Genomic DNA, 17,502 nt, shown 5'->3' on the forward strand with positions numbered 1-17,502 from the left:
ACTCACTGGGGTCACATATCTATGTGACCCCAAAGATTTTTATGGAGGGACGCGTAATGGAACAAGTGGAAATAAAAAAAACAAAAAATAAAAATAGTCTTTATGCAAAAGAGCACAAAGTTGCTTTCTTGTTCGTTCTACTTCCAGTTTTAGGATTTATTTTGTTTTCATTGATACCTTTGGGCTATTCGGTTTATGCTGCCTTTACAGATTGGAACGGTCTAGGGCAAATGAATTTTATCGGTCTTGAGAACTTTCAGAAGCTTTTTAGAGATGAGTACTTCTATAAGACGATGTTTAATACCGTCTTTTTGATGTTAGGAATTCCAATCGGTTTGATTTTGTCATTTATGCTGGCATCAGCACTGAGCAGAGGAATTAAAGGAACGACGATTTTTCGAACAATCTATTATATTCCAGTCATCTCATCATTAGCAGCCATTTCGATTTTGTGGCAATGGGCTTACAATGGTGATTTTGGTTTAGTCAATCAGGTCTTGGATATCTTCGGTATCAGCGGCCCTAACTGGTTGCAAAACCCATCAACAGTCAAACCGGCAATTATTATTATGTCTGTTTGGAAAGGCTTGGGCTATTCGATGCTCTTGTACTTGGCAGCGATTCAAAGTGTACCCAAAACCTTTTATGAAGCAGCAGAATTAGATGGTGCTTCTTCTTTTCAAAAGTTTCGCAATATCACTTGGCCGATGGTTAGACCAGTCACTTTCTTTTTAGTCGTTACGAATATTATCGGCGGCTCACAAATCTTTACGGAAATAAACATTATGACACCAACTGGCGGACCACAATATAGCAGTGCTACGGTCGTTTGGTATATCTGGCAAAAAGCTTTCAGAAATTGGCAAATGGGTTATGCAAGCAGTATGGCGTTGATTCTAGCAGTATTGGTTTTTGTGATAACAGCATTCCAATTCTATATGAACAATCGTTCAAGCTATAAATTAGATTAGGAGGGAAAAGAATGAAAAAACTGAAAATAAGCAACGTACTCATTATTTTAATTCTCTCCCTTGGAGCAGTTATTATGGTGGGGCCGTTACTTTGGATGATCTCAACATCGCTAAAAGACCGAGCTGGCGTCTTCCAGCTGCCACCTCAATGGATTCCAGACCCAGTACAATTTGATGCGTACAAACGTTTATCTGAGCTGGACACTTTGTTCTCAGGGATTAAAAATACAGTGATCGTTTCACTTTCTGTAACTGTTGTAGGTACTCTGACATCCAGTTTAGCTGCCTTCTCATTTGCCAAATTACGGATGCCGCATAAAGATGCGCTATTTCTAATTCTTTTAGCCGCTTTGATGATTCCCTATCCAGCGGTGATGATCCCACAATTTATGATGTTCTCCCAAATTGGCTGGGTTGATACGTTATTACCATTGATCATTCCGGGAATGTTTGGGAATATCACGATGATTTTCTTTTTGCGACAATATTTATCTAATATTCCTGATTCGATCGTTGAGGCGGCAAAAATTGATGGGGCGGGCTATTTACAAACCTTTATCCAATTGATTTTCCCGTTGATTCGTCCAGCAGTTGCTGCTCAATTTATTTTATGGTTTATGGGCGCTTGGAATGACTACTTAGCACCATTGATCTACTTGAATAGTCCAGAAAAACAAACATTGCAAGTAGTGATCGCAAACTTAAATGCCGCCTATGCAATTCAAACGGATTATCCGTTGATTATGGCAGCTTCCGTTGTTTCATTACTTCCGGTTTTGATCGTATTTATTATTTTCCAAAAGCAAATTATTGAATCAGTTGCACTTTCTGGAATGAAAGGGTGAGTAGATGTTTCTAAAAGCAATGAACTGGCTAAATGCATTCGTACTTCTGATAGAACTAAATATTTTGTGGCTTCTAGGTATTTTAGCTGGTTTTTTTGTGGTCGGCTTTGTTCCCAGTACTGTTGCTGTCTTAACGATTCTAAATAAAGAGGATCTATTTACAGGCTATTACTCTTATATAGAAGTATTGACTTTATTTTGGAAAAACTATGTGTCAGCCATTCGCTTATACAAATGGCGGGTCTTTATATTTCCACTTATTCTAGGCATTCTCTATTTGGAATTGCTGATTGTGCAGCAAAGTGATCTAATGAGAGCATTTTTCCAATGGCCACTTTTGTTTTTGTTCAGTTATGTGATTTTAGTATTGATCAATTTATCCTTAGTCACTCGATTGAGTAAAGATAAGTGGAGGAAAAAAGCCGTTTTTTCATTGACGAGTCCATTCTTGTTACCAAAAGAATCGTTTCTTTGCCTTTTGATGGTTCTCACATTTTCAATTGTTAGCATGGCGTATCATTGGTTCTTTTTTGTCGCAATTTCAATCTTTTTGTACAGTGCCAGCAAGTGCTTGTTGTCAGGCTATAGCAAGAAAGGATTGTTAAAATCATGATCAAAAAATTTCTTTTCTCGTGTGTTCCTCTAATGGTTCTTTTATCTGGCTGTACTGCTTCTGCAGTTGAAGAAGTCTTGTCCCCTCCTGAGTTTGCCGATGTTAGTGTCCATGACCCATCGGTGATCAAAGCGGATGATACATTTTATATTATTGGATCACATATGCAATTTGCCAAGTCTCAGGATTTGATGAAGTGGGAGCAGATATCTAATTCAGTATCTGAAGATACACTATTTGAGAATATTCGAGAAGAATTGGCAGAAGAGTTTGAGTACGCACAGACAGATACGTTATGGGCTAGTGATATCCAACAGTTTAAGAATGGAAAATACTATTTGTACTATTGTTTGTGTCAAGGAACTTCACCGCTCTCCGTAATGGGAGTGGCGGTATCTGACTCTATTGAAGGTCCTTATGAAAAAGTCGAATCTTTTCTTTATTCAGGAACCTCTCCGCAGTTTGGTGAAGCGTACAATGCAGCGATTCATCCAAATGCGATCGATCCTCATGTTTTTTATGACAATGAAGGAAAATTATGGATGGTCTATGGATCATACTCAGGTGGGATTTTTATCCTAGAAATGGATGATGAAACGGGTTTGCCTAAAGATCGCAATTCTTACGGAACACATTTGATGGGCGGAAATCACAGTCGCATCGAAGCACCATACATTCAATATAATCAAGAAAATGGCTACTATTACTTGTTCACTTCATTTGGTGGGCTAGATGCAGACGGTGGATATAACCTTCGAGTCGCGCGGTCAAAGAATCCCGATGGTCCTTATGAAGACAGCCAAGGAAATCCAATGGCTGAGGTCAAAGGGAAATTTGGAACGGTTTTTGATGACGCAAGTATTCAAGACTTCGGAACTAAAATTATGGGGAACTTCCTATATACCGAAAATACGAGCAATGAAGGGGTGGGCTATGTTTCGCCAGGTCACAACTCGACCTATTATGATGAAGAAACCAATCAATATTACCTGATTTTCCATACACGTTTTCCAAATAGCGGAGAATACCATTCTGTGAGAGTCCATCAAATGTTTTTCACAGAAGCAGGCTGGCCGGTTGTTTCTCCATTGAGATACAGCGAAGAAACGATTGCTGACTATACAAAGAATCAAGTTACGGGTGCCTATACGCTGATTTCCTTTGACAAGTTTTTAACGGATGATTTGAAAGAACCACAGGAAATTACAGTTGAAAAAAATGGCACGATCAAAGGTGATCGCACTGGAACATGGGAACTAGCAGAAAAGAATAGTCAAGAAGATTCAAGTGTGGTTATCGATGACACTGTTTACAAAGGGAAGTTTCTTTCCGGCTGGGATGAAAATCAGCAAAAGCAAGTAATGACATTTACAGGTACCTCCGAAACAGGATTACCATTATTTATTGTTAGGAATGAGGAGTAAGGTATGGCAAAAGCAAATGCAGAGACAATACAAAATCCAATCGTGTATGAACGAGCAGACCCTTGGGTATATTTACATTCCGATGGTTACTATTATTTTACAGGTTCAGTTCCTGGGTATCAGTCGATTGAACTTAGACGAGCGAAAAGCCTCAATGAACTGGAAGATGCGGAAAGAAAGACGGTTTGGCAGGCACATGAGTCGGGACCAATGAGTGAATTGATTTGGGCGCCAGAAATTCATTTTATCGCTGATAAGTGGTATATCTATTTTGCCGCGAGTGATAATGAAGAGATCAGAAATGAAAATCATCATCATCGAATGTTCGTGATCGAAAATAATGCAAGTGACCCTTTTGAAGGGGAATGGGAAGAAAAAGGACAGGTCATCACGCAATTTGAAAGCTTTAGTTTGGATGCAACTGTGTTTGAACATCAGGAGAAACTTTATTATGTTTGGGCGCAACAAGATCCAAGAATTCCAGGAAACTCTAATCTTTATCTATCAGAAATGGAAAATCCATGGACGCTAAAAGGAAAGCAGCTTTTACTATCGATCCCTGAATACCCTTGGGAACAGATTGGTTTCATGGTGAATGAGGGACCAGCCGTGCTTAAGCGAAATGGTAAGATTTTTATCACTTATTCTGGCAGTGCTACAGATGAAAATTACGCTATGGGATTATTGTGGACAGACGAAAATAGTGATTTATTGAATGGATTTTCTTGGCACAAATCCCAAGAGCCAGTCTTTCAAACGTCAGAACGGAATTCTCAATATGGACCGGGACATAACTCTTTTACAAAAGGGGCAGATGGTGAGGACATTTTAGTTTATCATGCAAGACCAGAAAAAAATCAGGCAGGCGATCCTCTGGCAAACCCGAATCGACATGCAGTTGCACAACCATTCACTTGGGATGAAAAAGGATTCCCAGTCTTTGGCGAGCCGGTCGCAAACAATAAATTAGAGATGAAGGTGAACTGATTGACGATTAACATTCAAAACACAAAATCAGGAACAACGATCAGTAAATATATCTACGGTCATTTTGCAGAGCATCTAGGCCGTTGTATCTATGAAGGATTATACGTTGGAGAAGATTCACCGATCCCAAATAAAAATGGGATGCGGATCGATGTGGTTGAAGCACTGAAAAACATTCAAATCCCTGTGCTGCGTTGGCCAGGCGGCTGCTTCGCCGATGAATACCATTGGAAAGACGGGATTGGTCCTAAAGAAAACCGCAAAACGATGGTCAACACGCACTGGGGCGGCGTGACTGAAAACAATCATTTCGGGACCCATGAATTTTTTGAATTGATTAAGCAGCTGGAATGTGACGCGTATGTCAACGGCAATGTCGGCAGCGGAACGGTGCAAGAAATGTCGGAATGGGTGGAATACATCACGATGGATGGCATTTCTCCGATGGCTGATCTTCGCAGAGAAAATGGCCATGAAGAAGCGTGGGAAATGAAATTCTTTGGCGTAGGAAACGAAAACTGGGGCTGCGGCGGCAATATGCGGCCAGAGTACTATGCGGATCTGTATCGCCGCTATCAAACCTATGTCCGCCAATACGGTGACAAAAAAATCTACAAAGTTGCTGGCGGAGCGAATGTCGCAGACTATCATTGGACAGAAACGCTGATGAAAAACGCCCATTGGTTGATGGACGGCCTAAGCTTGCACTACTACGTTCATCCGCAAGGCTGGGAAGAAAAAGGTAGCGCCTTGGAATTTGATGAGGCAGAGTGGCAAGTGACCTGTGAAAAAGCAGCCTACATGGATGAATTATTGACCCGCCACAGCGCGATCATGGACCAGTATGATCCAGAACAGCGTGTGGGAATCATTGTTGATGAATGGGGCACTTGGTTCTCAGCAGAACCTGGTACGAATCCAGGCTTCTTATACCAACAAAATACGATCCGTGATGCCATGGTCGCAGCGATCACCTTGAATATTTTCCATAAACATGCCAAGCGAGTGCATATGGCAAATATCGCACAAACCGTCAATGTCCTGCAAGCGATGATTTTGACAGATGGCGAACAAATGGTGAAAACCCCAAGCTATCATGTATTTGATTTGTACAAAGTCCATCAAGATGCTGAAACCATTGATAGCCATGGAACTAGTAGTGATACCATTACGTATACGATTTCGAAAAAAGAGGATACGATCCATCTATCGGTTTGTAATTTTGCTACCCAAGGCACGGAAGAATTATCTTTCTCCCTTGAAACAGCGATCAATGAAGTGAAAGAAGCTCGTTATATCGTGGGGGACAAAATGAACGCACACAATGATTTTGATCATCCTGAAGATGTGGTGATCCAAGACTTCACCGCTTACAATGTTGAAGAGAACAAAGTCAGCTTGCGGGTGCCAGCAATGAGTGTTCTAACGATCTCATTGACAGTCTGACCCATGACTTGTAAAGGGTGCGAAGTGAAAGATGCTGCTGCAGCAGCACAGGAAGACATTGAATCCTTGATTGCAGAACAACTTTCTTTAGAAAGCGACTTGGCTTCGCCGGAGATCGTCAGTAGGAGAATCGCTGTTTGTGAGGCTTGTCCATTGCGATTGAATCATACCTGTACCAAATGCGGCTGCTTTTATCGGTTTCGCGCAAACTTAGCTAAGAAAAACTGTCCTGCAGGAATGTGGGAACAAACAGGACAGCTCGTCAAGTAGCTGTCCTGTTTTTATAAAATAGCATAAATCAATTAGGAGATGAGGGAAGACATGACAGCGATCAATGGGGTTCATGATCCTACGATTATTGAACATGAAGGCACCTTTTATTTATATTCAACGGACACCCAACAGCCCAAAACGGCAGGTGTACCAATTCGTCGTTCAAAAGATTTGATCCATTGGCAATTTGAGAAACAGGCATTGTCAGAAATGCCTGAACCAGCAGTAAAATGGAGCAAAGCTCAAGGACTATGGGCACCGGAAGTTATCCGCTACAAGGACGAATTCCGTATGTATTATTCTGCTTCGACATTCGGCAGTACCACTTCTTTTATTGGCTTAGCTACAGCATCAGATCCTTTGGGCCCTTGGGAAGATCAAGGAGAGGTTATTAAAACCAATGCTACTCTTGCACAGCATAACGCGATCGATGCCAATATTGCTTTTGACCGCTCAGGTGAGCAGTGGTTTGTCTATGGTTCTTTTTTTGGCGGAATCTATATTGCTCCATTGAACAAAGAAACTGGAAAACTTCAAGAAAAGAGCTATGGTCAACGGATTGCTTTTCGTCCGAAAACAGTTGATACTGCTATTGAAGGCCCATTTATCTATTATCATCCTGAAACCGATTATTATTATTTGTTTGTTTCTTTCGACTCCCTTAACGATTCGTATAATATCCGTGTCGCACGAGCAAAAGAAATTACAGGGCCATATCTGGACTGGCATGGTACGGCCATGACGGATCAAGAAAAGACGCCAACCGAAGTAGGGACTAAACTGTTGGGCAGCTATCAGTTCTCAGAAGAACCAGTTGTATACGCTCCTGGTCATAATTCGATCTTTACGCAAACCAATAAAGAAAGCTTCGTTGTGCATCATGCACGGAGAAAACCATTCAGTGACCAATTCCATTTACAGATACGTAAACTCTATTGGCTGGAATCAGGCTGGCCAGTAATCTCTGCTTCAATCTATCAAGGAAGTGTTTCACGAATGCCAGAGCAGGAAACTCTGTTAGGAAAGTGGGAAATCATCCAATTTGATCATGAAGCTCAAGTTATATCTTCTCAACTGCAAGAAATAACAGCATTAAAAAAAGAAGGACGAAGTTACTTGTGGGGAGAAAACGAATTTGTCCCATATTATGAGTACATCGACCAAAAAAAAAGGTTGTTTTTCTCTGGAATCAATGATCAAGGCGTTGCGTTTCTTGGTCGAAAAGTGTACGAAGAATAAAAAACAAGCAGCACAATGAGTAGGTTACATTGTGCTGCTTATAAACGTATGCTGCTGCCGGCTTTACTAAATACTGCCTTTGAATAATCGGACACCATGAGTAGGAACCTCAGCATCGGCAATTGTTTGTTCTTTTTGTTGCCATAACTCAGTGCCGCTTTTAATTGGTAGTAAAGCAGCGATCGATTTTGGGATGGTTTGTGTTTGATCAGAAACATTGAAAATGGCATAGTAGACTGCTGTGTCGCTCAACGCCTCCCAAATGATCCACTCTTGATCACGATAGAACTCTTTTTTCGTATGGATTCTTCGATACATTTCTAAGACTTCAGTATTCGTCAATAAACGTAAGGTAAAAGGATCGATGTCTGGTAAAGTACCACCGAACATCAATGGAGATTGGAAGATCGTCCATAAACTCATCAATAAGTATTGCTCGTCTTTCGTAAAACGTGTCCAGCTGTCACCACCGCCACCATCAACTGCTCGAATGCCGATATGACCCAGCGGTAGCATATCACAGTCAGGCCAGTTACCTGGACGAACGAAAGGTGCCCACTCTGCTGCTCGGTCAAACATGGAGTAAAGGGCGTCCCAATGATCCCAAAAGTCATCCGTCAAGCGCCACATATTGGCATGATTTTGAAAGAAACTACCATTTTTGAGGGCAGCTGGTCCGGGAGACAAAGAAAGGACGATCTCTCGACCCGATCGATCGATCGCACGGCGAATCGCTTTGATTTCTGCTTTATGGGCATCACCGTAAATTTTCGAATCGCCGATATCATCCACCTTTATAAAGTCAACACCCCAAGAAGTATATAATTCGAGCAAGGAATCATAATAAAGCTGTCCTTCAGGCAATGAAACATCGACCCCATACATATCGGAATTCCAAGGACAGATTGAATTCATAGCAATGTCCCGTGCCCGTTTATCCGTTCCTTTGATCGGCGTATTTTGATGAACTGCTTGTCGTGGAATGCCGCGCATGATATGGATACCAAACTTCAGCCCTTTTTGATGCAGATAGTCACCAAGTTTTTTGAAACCAGCGCCATCTGTTGCTGAAGGGAAGCGGTTCTCAGCAGGAATCAAGCGAGAATAGTCGTCCATACACAACGGATAAAAATCATTGTACCTTGTAGACTTTGCTTCTGGTTCGCTCCATTGAATATCCACGACGACATACTCCCAACCATAAGCTTTCAAATGCTCTGCCATAAAATCAGCATGGGCGATCACTTCTGCCTCGGTTACAGAAGCGCCATAGCAGTCCCAAGAATTCCATCCCATTGGGGGTGTTTGTGCAAAATGTAAAAAAGACATCGATTTCCTCCTAGTACGTTTTTCTTATAGTATAGTAAGCAATAAAAAAGAGAGGGAAAGTTTTGTCTACTAGAAATAAAAAAGAAAGAAATCGTCAACGAATGAAAAAGGAGTTGATCAATGGTGTTTCCACAAGAAACAAACTATGCGAAGATTACAGCATACTATAGTGTTGCCCTTGAGCGTTTTTCCATGGATCCACATCAACACCCAGCGTGTGAGATCATGTTTGTGACCAAAGGGAAGTGTAAGATAAAGGTGCAAGATCAAGTAATTGTTCTGGAAAGAAATGATTTCGTTTTCATAAATGCGTTTGTGGAACACGCCTTACTCGTTGAAGGAGATTCCTGCACATTACTGAATATTGAATTTCTTCTAAGTGAGACACCGTCCGCCCTTTGTGTTCGTGATGTTTTTGCATACATCAAAGGAAATGTACAATTGAATGAGCCTTACGCGAAAAGTCGCGATGTCCGCCAATTTGGACAAGCGATCAAGTCATTGCTGCAGCTGCTAATGATCGATGATACTCAAGAGCAACCGTCTGCTGAACGGCAATTTACGATTGAGCTCTTGTTTAAGCGGATGCTGATGGAATTAGCCTTTTCATTACGTACGAAAGAAACCAAACGGGGCAATTGCTATGTGAACGCTGCGATCGACTATATTCAACAGCATTTTGATGAAGATATTCAAGTCCCCCAAATCGCAGCGGCGGTGGGGATTACGAAAGCCTACTTGCATAAACTCTTTCATGAGCAACTGGGAGTGACGGTCAACCATTTTCTCACCAGTGAGCGTCTGAAGCAGGCAACATTTTTACTAAGCAATAGTCAGCTGCCAATCGTCGAAATTGCCGCTCAAGCAGGATTCAACAGCAGGCAGCACTTTAGCAATACCTTTAAACAGAAAAAAGGCATGAGTCCTAAAGCCTACCAGCTCTTATATAAGCAAACGATCAAAGAGGAGGCAGGGCAACATATCACAGGAGATGATCCGAACTTTTTATTAATGAAGTAAATATGAATTGAATGATCAAGCATAAAAAAGTAAAAGAACAGGAGAACGTAATGAAAGAATTCGCATTAAACAAGATCCAGCTCACGGACGAGTTTTGGCAAGGATACCAAGAGCTTGTTCGCAAAGAAACGATTCCTTACCAATACCAAGTCCTAAATGATGAAATCGATGTAGATGTTCAAGCAGAACGGGAAGATCCCAATTTGCCAGCTGGGAAAAGCCATGCATTGGCGAATTTTCGCATCGCCGCAAGGCAAATGGAAGGAGAACATTTCGGCTGGTTTTTCCAAGATAGCGATGTCTACAAATGGATCGAGTCAGCTGGGTATAGCTTGTTGAATACTAGCGATCCGCAATTGGAAAAGACAGTAGATGAAGTGATTGACTTAGTTGCTGCGGCGCAAGAAGCAGATGGCTACTTAAATACCTTCTTTCAATTGACCCGACCGAAGTTAAAATACCGTCAGCTGTATTTCAGTCATGAACTTTATTGTGCCGGGCATTTAGTCGAAGCGGCTATCGCTTATGATCAAGCGACAGGCAAGGATAAATTACTGACCGTGGCAGAGAAAAATATCGCCAATATTTGCACGCATTTTGGGCGGGAGCCTGAAAAAATTCAAGGTGCAGATGGCCATCAAGAGATCGAATTGGCGCTGGTGCGTTTGTATGAATACACCGGTAAACAAACCTATTTGACATTAGCTGATTTCTTTCTTGAAGTACGTGGGGAAGATCCTGCCTTTTACGAAAAAGAAATTTTGAAAAACCAAGCGGATGGCTTATCGGATGAAACGCCAAGGGTAGACCTCACCTATTTACAAGCCTACGATCAACCTAAAAAGCAGCATGAAGCCAAAGGTCATGCGGTACGAATGCTGTATATGGCAAGCGGGATGGCAAAAGTCGCCCAGCATACCCAAGATCAAGAATTAATCGACGCTTGTGAAGCGATTTGGGAAGACATCGCCTGTAAGAAAATGTATGTGACCGGTGGCGTCGGCTCAACCGTTCACGGGGAAGCCTTTGTCGGTCCCTATGATTTGCCAAATGATACGATGTATTGTGAAACCTGTGCTGCCATTGCATTGGTCCAATTTTCTTTTGAGCTGTTCAAACTAACCAATGAACCAAAATATTTAGCGACGATGGAACGAGCGTTGTATAATAGCGTCCTTTCTGGTGCGGCAATTGACGGCAAACACTTTTTCTACGTGAATCCTTTGGAGGTCAATCCCCAACGAGATCAAGAAAATCCTGGCAAAGGTCACGTCAAAGCCCAACGACCCGATTGGCTCGGTTGTGCGTGTTGTCCGCCGAATTTTGCACGGATGGTCGCTTCGCTGCAGCGCTTGGTTTACACTTGCGATCAAGAGAAGCTTTACGTGAATTTATTTGTAGCAAGCCGTTTAGAAGAACCTGATCAATTTACGTTTGAACAAACGGGCGGGTTTCCTTTTACAGAGGACCTCACGATTCGCTATCAAGGCATTCCAAAGACGCTTATCATCCACAAACCTAACGGACTAAGTAAGTTTCAAATCGATAGTGAACACGAATGGCAGGAGACGAACGAGGCAATCATCTTTGAGGCAGTCGAAAACGTGACGGCCAATATCCGTTTTGAACAACCATTGCAAATCCTGCGTGCGAATCCTCAAGTTATTCAAGCTATCAATCAAGTCGCATTGCAACGTGGCCCCTTCGTGTATTGCATAGAAGAAGCCGACAATGGTCAAGCACTCTGGCGTTGCCGCATCGACCCACAGGCGCTGGAGGCGACCTTTTCGAAAGAGGATACGTTGTTGCCAACTACTTTACGTTTGGCGATCAAAGGCTACCAAAGCGAAGAATGGTCGGGAACAACCCTTTACGAAGAACGAGCGGAAACGGTCATACCTCGTACGTGGCAACTGATCCCATACCATTTATGGGGCAATCGGGGCATAGGCGAAATGCGCGTTTGGCTGCCGCTCGTTGGAAAGGAGTAAGAAGTAAGCAGGGCCAAAGAGCTTCCCAAAAAGGAGGCTCTTTTTTTTCTAAACCTAACCTTCTTGGATTTGTTGCATGATTTCTTTAATTTGTTCCTATATTCCGATCTTTGAAAGCGTTATCGTTTTAGTGTAGGAATGTTGGCGGGTTTATGTAAAACAAGGAGGAAGAAGTGTGACAAGGAAAATCAGTAAAGTTGGCGTATCTTTGTTGGTATTGGCAGCGGCAACGGCAATCGGTGGCTGCACCCAAAGTGAGGCGAAGACAACTGGAAAAGTCGTTTACCAAGAAACAGCCAAAAGTACGTTGGAAAAAGCGATGGACAATCAACCGGAGTCGTCTTATTGGTTCCCAGAGGATTTGTTGGCATGGTCTTTTGAAAAAGATCCAGATGCGAAATACAATACCAGCGTTGTTCCATTAGCGCAGCGGGCAGCTAAAGAGACGTTGCCGAAGATGAATGACACGCAAACGGCAGAAACCAAAGTCGTGGCGCTTTCGATCATGAATAGCAGTACGAGCGGCAATGCACCACGAGGGATCAATACCTTTGATGCCAATGTCTTTTCTTATTGGCAATACATCGATCAATTGGTTTATTGGGGCGGCTCTTCTGGCGAAGGGATCATCGTACCGCCAAGTCCTGATGTGACAGATGCTGCTCATAGGAATGGCGTGCCGGTTTTAGGAACGATCTTCTTTCCGCAAACTGCCCATGGTGGGAAGCTGGAATGGCTAGATACGTTTTTAGCTAAGGATGAGGACGGCAATTTCCCGATCGTAGAAAAAATGATCGAAGTTGCCAATAGGTATGGCTTTGATGGCTGGTTCATCAATCAAGAAACCGATACGGCGGTCACTAGTTTTGATGATGCAGCGGAAGGTGTCGAACAATCGGGGGCTGATGGTAAAGGACTAAATGAAAGCCACGCCAAAGCGATGCAAGAACTGATCGCCCAATTCAAAGAACAAGCCGACGATCATTTAGAGATCATGTGGTATGATTCCATGACGAGTGATGGGAAAATGGATTGGCAAAATGCTCTGACGGATAAGAACAAAGCCTATTTAGTGGATGCAGAGATGAACCCATTGGCAGACAGTATGTTCTTGAATTTCTGGTGGACCACTGACAAACTGGCGGACAAGGAGCTGTTGAAGGCCTCCAATGAAAAAGCCCGTGAAATCGGTGTCGATCCTTACGATCTTTTTGCTGGGATCGATGTACAAGAAAATGGCTATGCAACGCCTGTGCGCTGGGATCTGTTTACGGATGAAAAAGGCGTTCCTTATACTTCATTGGGCCTGTATGTGCCTAGCTGGACCTATTCTTCTGCTAGTACGCCGGATGACTTCCAAAGCAAAGAGAATGCTTTTTGGGTCAATAACACGGGTGATCCTCGGGAAAGCCAGCTGCCAGAAGCGACAGAGTGGCCTGGGATCTCCACCTATGCCTTGGAACAGACCGCTATCACAGAGCTGCCTTTTGTGACGAATTTTAGTCTGGGGAATGGCTACAACTATTTTATCGAGGGAGAAAAAGTGTCCAGCCGCAATTGGAACAATCGGAGTTTGCAAGCTGTTTTGCCGACCTATCGTTGGGTCTTTGACCATGGAAAAGACAATGATTTGGCTGTATCAATCAATTATGCGGATGCCTACAATGGCGGAAATGCACTGAAACTACGTGGACAGATGACAAAAGGCAGTACCAGTCACATGGCATTGTATCAGACAGCATTTCCTGTGACGAAAAAGACGAAGCTGACGACGACTGTCAAAGCAACGGTACCGACAACTCTTGATTTGGTCGTGACCTTAGCCGATGGTTCGACACAAACAATCAAAGGAGACAAAGAGGTCGCAACAGACTGGACGACGATCACCTACTCATTGAAAGACATCAAAGGAGAAGTGACAGCGATCGGTTATGACATAACCACGAAAGAAACCAGTGATGTCTATGAATTGAATTTAGGGCAATTAACGATCGGAGATCAGAAAGCGGAGAAATTCGCTGCCGAAGCATTGACGGTTGAGGATGTGCTCTTTGATGAAGAAGAGGGCAACTATGCGGGTGTCCGTTTAACGTGGGAAGCTGCCAAGGACAAGACAGCTGCGGTTTATGAGGTCTACCAATTGAACGATGACGGCTCACGCTCTTTCTTAGCAGCTACGCCAGCAACCAACCACTATTTGAATGCCGTTGAACGACCAAAAGGGACGAGAACCAAGTTCGCGGTGGTGGCAGTGGATCGCTATGGCAATCGCGGCAAGCTATCCGATACGGTGGAGATCACTTGGCCGAACAATCAGCTGCCAAAAGCAGCCTTTACAGCCTCTAAAACCTTAGCGGCACCGGGGGAAACGATCACCTTCACGAATACCTCATCTGCGAATGCCGAAGCATTTGAATGGACGTTTGAAGGCGGCGATATCACCAGCAGTACAGAAGAAAATCCCCAAGTGACCTATTCGGAACCAGGTACCTACAAAGTCACGCTTGTTGCCAAAAACGAAGCAGGAGAGACCCCTCTGGAAATGGCGGGATTGATCACGATTTCTGCTGATGCGCCGAAAGAGTTGCTGCTGCTTTCAAAAGATGCCGAAGCAACTGCTTCATCGTTTGTCAATGATGCCGAAGCACCGGCTTTTGCCCTCGATGGTGATTTGAGTACGAAGTGGTGTGCGACAGGCAATGCGCCTCATGAGTTGATGATCGATCTCGGTCGACCACAAACGGTCAGTGAAGTACGCCTCGCTCATGCGGAGGCTGGTGGAGAAGGTCCAGACATGAATACGCGGGCGTATACGGTGCTCATCAGTGAAGATGGCAAAGACTATGAGCCAGTTTCACGAACGTTGAAAAATGAAGCCGGCAATAGCACCAATACGTTTGCCGTCCAGAAGGTGCAATATGTAAAAATCAGTATCGATAAACCAACACAAGGAGCAGATTCGGCAGCCCGAATCTATGAAGTCGAAGTATACGGAATGGATAAATAGCAAAAAAGAGCAGGGCGTTAACCCTAAAAAGGGAAGCGGCTGAAGCGATGCTTTTCTGAAAAATGACCGAACCAAAAAAGCCGTTGCGACCAATAAATGGTCACAACGGCTTTTGCTTTTTCCCAATAAGTTTAGCGTGAAGTACGGCTGGCGGGATCTAAGCGGCGTTCAATAAAGCTTAGCCCAAGATCCGTAATGATTGCCATCAAGGCAGTTGGTAAAGCACCGGCTAAGATGATCGATGCTCCATCTGTCGCATTGGTTCCGCGGATGATGATGTCCCCCAGTCCACCAGCACCAACGAAAGCGCCAATGGCGGTGATACCGATCGCCACGACTAAGGCGTTTCGAATCCCTGCCATGATCACCGAAACAGACAATGGCAATTCGATCATATACAATCGCTGCCAGCTAGTCATCCCCATCCCTTTGCCGACATCTAACGTATTGCGGTCGACTTGGCGCATGCCGGTATAGGTATTTTTGATGATCGGTAACAAAGAATAAAGGAAAATCGTTAAAATCACGACATTCACACCTAAGCCCATGCCGATCATTAAAATCGAGATCATCGCTAAAGATGGAATCGTCTGGATGATATTGGCGAAACGAATCACCCAATCTGCCAAACGCATTTTTTTAGAAATCAAGATCCCGATTGGAATGCCGACGATCGAGGCAAAAAGTACCCCGTAGATTGAAATCAAGAAGTGACGAATGAACTGGGCAAAAACATAGCCGCCATTTTCTTGAAAATAGAAAAGAAATTGTTGGAATAAATTCATGTCTGCCATTTCGTCACTCTCCTTCGAAGTAATTATTTTCTTCTAAGAAACGTTCGGCAACTACCGTTGGTTCTAGAAGGTCATTATCCACTTGGTAATTCAATTCTTGCATTTTTTCGGTATCGATTTTGCCTGCTAATTTGTTCAGGGCATCGCCGATTTCAGGTGTTTCTTTCAATAATTTGTCATCGACGATCGGTGCGGCATCATAAGGCGGGAAGAAGTTTAGATCATCTTCTAGCATCACGAGATCGTAACTGCCGATCCGGCCGTCGGTTGAGTACCCTAAAACGATATCCATTTTTCCGTTATCAACAGCATCATAAACGAGACCGATCTGCATCGGTAGGATATTTTGGAAAGAGAACCCATAGGCTTTCTGGAAGCCATCGTACCCATCACCGACCCGTGTGATCCACGCGGTATCGACCCCTGCAACTAATTGATCTGCGACATCTTTCAAGTCACTGACTTTTTCCAATCCGTATTTTTCGGCAGTGTCTTTTCTGACAAGAAAGACATACGTGTTATCAAAGCCGTATGAAGGGAACCAAGTCTGTTGGTACCGTTGCTCAAATTCTGATTTGACTTTGTCAAAGGCGGCTTGCGGATCAGATTCTGGCTCCAACCCTAACGTCGTGGTCAAGTCAGTTCCTGTGTAGCGGGCAGCTGAGATCGACGCATCGCCATTCATCATCGCTTGGTGATTGATGGTCGTTGTTGCTAAGTTGTTAATGACGGTTGTGTTTTTATCCGTATAGTGTTCGACCATACCGGCAACCACCGCGCCAAGAATTTGGGCTTCGGAAGTGATCCCGCCTGTGATCGCCACGGTATTCTCATCAGAAGTCGATGCTAAACCGGGAAAGGAACAGCCGGACAGTAAAGCGACACTTAAGGAAAACAACAGCGCTAATTTTGAAGTTTTTTTCATTACGCATCCCCCCTTAAGGCAGCTGGTGTTAGTTTGTTTTCTAACAAACCCAACAACCAGTCAGCTAATAAAGCAAAGATCGTCACTGGAATCGTCCCAGCAAAAATCAAAGGCGGTTGGTAGTTGTTTAGTCCGCTAAAGATCAAATCACCAAGTCCACCGGCACCGATGTAAGAAGCCAAGGTAGCCCAGGCTAAAACATACACGGCCGATAAGCGGATCCCTGCCATGATCGTTGGGATCGCTAGGGGTAATTCCACACTGATGATCGACTGCAAGTTGGTCATCCCCATCCCTTTGGCAACATCGCGGTAATTCCAATCGACTTTTTTCATTCCAATGTAGGTATTTCGCAAAATCGGCAACAAGGAATAAATGAAAAGAGCGACGATAGCAGGGACTTTTCCGACACCTAAAATCGGGATCATCAATGCCAATAGGGCCAAAGAAGGCACGGTTTGCAGCGCACTGGTGATGCCGATCACGATCGTTGCTGCTTTGGGGAAACGGGTCAAGATCACACCGATCGGTACGGCAACAAGAATCCCTAAGAGCAAAGCCGCAAAGGAGATATACAAATGTTCAAGACTTTTGGTGACCAATTGGCCGCCATATTCATTAAAGAAGCTTTGCATGCG

At 43.6% G+C, this 17,502-nt stretch carries 15 protein-coding genes; 11 read left to right on the top strand and 4 right to left on the bottom strand.

Annotated elements, in window-relative coordinates:
• The first annotated feature begins 56 nt into the window (after positions 1-56).
• From ENLAB_RS11510 to ENLAB_RS11545, 8 genes are read left to right on the top strand one after another with little or no spacing between them, the layout of a single operon-like run.
• The gene (locus ENLAB_RS11510; RefSeq protein WP_034872060.1) at positions 57-971 is read left to right on the top strand and encodes a carbohydrate ABC transporter permease; all 915 of its coding nucleotides are present in this window, start codon (positions 57-59) and stop codon (positions 969-971) included.
• Between the two features lie 11 nt (positions 972-982).
• Positions 983-1,816, top strand: coding sequence for a carbohydrate ABC transporter permease (locus ENLAB_RS11515; RefSeq protein WP_005232200.1), 834 nt, complete (start codon positions 983-985; stop codon positions 1,814-1,816).
• 4 nt (positions 1,817-1,820) lie between these two features.
• Complete coding sequence (locus tag ENLAB_RS11520) at positions 1,821-2,429, top strand: DUF624 domain-containing protein (protein ID WP_005232198.1); 609 nt, start codon at positions 1,821-1,823, stop codon at positions 2,427-2,429.
• Positions 2,426-3,853: a glycoside hydrolase family 43 protein gene (locus ENLAB_RS11525; protein ID WP_200126218.1), complete on the top strand. Its 1,428-nt coding sequence runs from the start codon at positions 2,426-2,428 to the stop codon at positions 3,851-3,853. Before ENLAB_RS11520 ends, ENLAB_RS11525 begins: the two co-directional genes overlap by 4 nt.
• Before the next feature lie 3 nt (positions 3,854-3,856).
• The gene (locus tag ENLAB_RS11530; protein ID WP_015508891.1) at positions 3,857-4,840 is read left to right on the top strand and encodes a glycoside hydrolase family 43 protein; all 984 of its coding nucleotides are present in this window, start codon (positions 3,857-3,859) and stop codon (positions 4,838-4,840) included.
• On the top strand, positions 4,841-6,286 hold the full coding sequence (locus ENLAB_RS11535) for an alpha-N-arabinofuranosidase (RefSeq protein ID WP_195265329.1): 1,446 nt from the start codon (positions 4,841-4,843) through the stop codon (positions 6,284-6,286).
• Between the two features lie 3 nt (positions 6,287-6,289).
• On the top strand, positions 6,290-6,556 hold the full coding sequence (locus tag ENLAB_RS11540) for a DUF6171 family protein (protein WP_140966217.1): 267 nt from the start codon (positions 6,290-6,292) through the stop codon (positions 6,554-6,556).
• A 51-nt stretch (positions 6,557-6,607) separates the two neighbouring features.
• Positions 6,608-7,798, top strand: a complete 1,191-nt coding sequence (locus tag ENLAB_RS11545) for an arabinan endo-1,5-alpha-L-arabinosidase (RefSeq protein WP_244351158.1) — start codon at positions 6,608-6,610, stop codon at positions 7,796-7,798.
• Between the two features lie 66 nt (positions 7,799-7,864).
• Here the strand turns inward: ENLAB_RS11545 and ENLAB_RS11550 are convergent, their stop codons facing one another.
• The gene (locus ENLAB_RS11550) at positions 7,865-9,127 is read right to left on the bottom strand and encodes a glycoside hydrolase family 27 protein (RefSeq protein WP_200126214.1); all 1,263 of its coding nucleotides are present in this window, start codon (positions 9,125-9,127) and stop codon (positions 7,865-7,867) included.
• Between the two features lie 120 nt (positions 9,128-9,247).
• Here ENLAB_RS11550 and ENLAB_RS11555 point away from each other — a divergent pair, with 120 nt between their 5' ends.
• The 3 genes from ENLAB_RS11555 (at position 9,248) to ENLAB_RS11565 (ending at position 15,145) form a co-directional block, all read left to right on the top strand.
• Positions 9,248-10,147 (top strand): helix-turn-helix domain-containing protein, encoded by a 900-nt coding sequence (locus tag ENLAB_RS11555; protein WP_244351162.1) that lies wholly within the window; start codon positions 9,248-9,250, stop codon positions 10,145-10,147.
• A 50-nt stretch (positions 10,148-10,197) separates the two neighbouring features.
• Positions 10,198-12,138, top strand: coding sequence for a glycoside hydrolase family 127 protein (locus tag ENLAB_RS11560; RefSeq protein ID WP_200126211.1), 1,941 nt, complete (start codon positions 10,198-10,200; stop codon positions 12,136-12,138).
• A 175-nt stretch (positions 12,139-12,313) separates the two neighbouring features.
• Positions 12,314-15,145 carry an endo-beta-N-acetylglucosaminidase gene (locus tag ENLAB_RS11565; protein ID WP_200126209.1) on the top strand — a complete coding sequence of 944 codons (2,832 nt, stop codon included), beginning with the start codon at positions 12,314-12,316 and terminating at the stop codon, positions 15,143-15,145.
• Between the two features lie 131 nt (positions 15,146-15,276).
• Here ENLAB_RS11565 and ENLAB_RS11570 read toward each other — a convergent pair whose 3' ends face one another.
• The 3 genes from ENLAB_RS11570 to ENLAB_RS11580 are packed head-to-tail and all read right to left on the bottom strand — an operon-like array spanning position 15,277 to position 17,499.
• Positions 15,277-15,939, bottom strand: coding sequence for an ABC transporter permease (locus ENLAB_RS11570; RefSeq protein ID WP_005227316.1), 663 nt, complete (start codon positions 15,937-15,939; stop codon positions 15,277-15,279).
• 4 nt (positions 15,940-15,943) lie between these two features.
• Positions 15,944-16,864, bottom strand: coding sequence for an osmoprotectant ABC transporter substrate-binding protein (locus ENLAB_RS11575; protein ID WP_060792624.1), 921 nt, complete (start codon positions 16,862-16,864; stop codon positions 15,944-15,946).
• Entirely contained in the window at positions 16,864-17,499 is a 636-nt protein-coding gene (locus ENLAB_RS11580; protein ID WP_005227319.1) for an ABC transporter permease, read from the bottom strand. Before ENLAB_RS11580 ends, ENLAB_RS11575 begins: the two co-directional genes overlap by 1 nt.
• Between the last annotated feature and the right edge of the window lie 3 nt (positions 17,500-17,502).

The organism is Enterococcus innesii (assembly GCF_022846515.1).
In the GTDB taxonomy this organism is placed as follows: domain Bacteria; phylum Bacillota; class Bacilli; order Lactobacillales; family Enterococcaceae; genus Enterococcus_D; species Enterococcus_D innesii.

What these genes read in the sequence shown, in the direction of transcription:
- ENLAB_RS11510 (WP_034872060.1), top strand. Translation starts at nt 57, where the DNA reads ATGGAACAAGTGGAAATAAAAAAAACAAAAAATAAAAATAGTCTTTAT.
- ENLAB_RS11515 (WP_005232200.1), top strand. Translation starts at nt 983, where the DNA reads ATGAAAAAACTGAAAATAAGCAACGTACTCATTATTTTAATTCTCTCC.
- ENLAB_RS11520 (WP_005232198.1), top strand. Translation starts at nt 1,821, where the DNA reads ATGTTTCTAAAAGCAATGAACTGGCTAAATGCATTCGTACTTCTGATA.
- ENLAB_RS11525 (WP_200126218.1), top strand. Translation starts at nt 2,426, where the DNA reads ATGATCAAAAAATTTCTTTTCTCGTGTGTTCCTCTAATGGTTCTTTTA.
- ENLAB_RS11530 (WP_015508891.1), top strand. Translation starts at nt 3,857, where the DNA reads ATGGCAAAAGCAAATGCAGAGACAATACAAAATCCAATCGTGTATGAA.
- ENLAB_RS11540 (WP_140966217.1), top strand. Translation starts at nt 6,290, where the DNA reads ATGACTTGTAAAGGGTGCGAAGTGAAAGATGCTGCTGCAGCAGCACAG.
- ENLAB_RS11545 (WP_244351158.1), top strand. Translation starts at nt 6,608, where the DNA reads ATGACAGCGATCAATGGGGTTCATGATCCTACGATTATTGAACATGAA.
- ENLAB_RS11550 (WP_200126214.1), bottom strand. Translation starts at nt 9,127, where the DNA reads ATGTCTTTTTTACATTTTGCACAAACACCCCCAATGGGATGGAATTCT.
- ENLAB_RS11555 (WP_244351162.1), top strand. Translation starts at nt 9,248, where the DNA reads ATGGTGTTTCCACAAGAAACAAACTATGCGAAGATTACAGCATACTAT.
- ENLAB_RS11560 (WP_200126211.1), top strand. Translation starts at nt 10,198, where the DNA reads ATGAAAGAATTCGCATTAAACAAGATCCAGCTCACGGACGAGTTTTGG.
- ENLAB_RS11570 (WP_005227316.1), bottom strand. Translation starts at nt 15,939, where the DNA reads ATGGCAGACATGAATTTATTCCAACAATTTCTTTTCTATTTTCAAGAA.
- ENLAB_RS11575 (WP_060792624.1), bottom strand. Translation starts at nt 16,864, where the DNA reads ATGAAAAAAACTTCAAAATTAGCGCTGTTGTTTTCCTTAAGTGTCGCT.
- ENLAB_RS11580 (WP_005227319.1), bottom strand. Translation starts at nt 17,499, where the DNA reads ATGCAAAGCTTCTTTAATGAATATGGCGGCCAATTGGTCACCAAAAGT.